Source organism: Mesorhizobium sp. M7A.F.Ca.US.006.04.2.1, assembly GCF_004022915.1.
GTDB classification, from domain to species: domain Bacteria; phylum Pseudomonadota; class Alphaproteobacteria; order Rhizobiales; family Rhizobiaceae; genus Mesorhizobium; species Mesorhizobium ciceri.
Genome location: NZ_RZQA01001698.1, coordinates 1 through 389, shown reverse-complemented (window position 1 = coordinate 389; position 389 = coordinate 1). Strand labels below are relative to the sequence as shown.

The following is a 389-nucleotide window of genomic DNA, read 5'->3' as shown; positions in this document are numbered from 1 at the left end:
ACGAGCTGGTTGACTGTGTGGCGGCAACCGAAGCCGCTGTCAGCAAGCTCAACGACGATATGACGGGAGTGAAGGCGGTCACTGCCGAGGTGACCCGGTGGAAGCTCATGGGGCTTGGTGCGCTGGGCGTCACAGGAATGGCGGCTGCGGCCCTGGCTTCGCTGATCACCGCATATTGGTGCGACAAGGAAGTGTCGATGGAGAAGAAATTCGCCGAGATGAGTCGGCACCCGGCGCCTAGGTTCTTTGGCGGTGGAGTGGCCACGCCTGTAGCGCAAGTCGCTGTTGCGGAGGGCACGTCATCGCTCGTGCTCTACGATGACCGCATTCGCATTACCGCCGATGTGGACCTAGAAGGAGCGAAGGAGCTAATGCGCAAACTACAAAAG

At 60.2% G+C, this 389-nt stretch carries 1 protein-coding gene; it reads left to right on the top strand.

Features of this window, described 5'->3' with window-relative positions:
* Positions 1-5: 5 nt before the first annotated feature.
* Positions 6-389 (top strand): DUF1515 family protein (locus EN925_RS41390; RefSeq protein WP_281040725.1); only part of this gene is annotated, 384 nt, incomplete at its 3' end.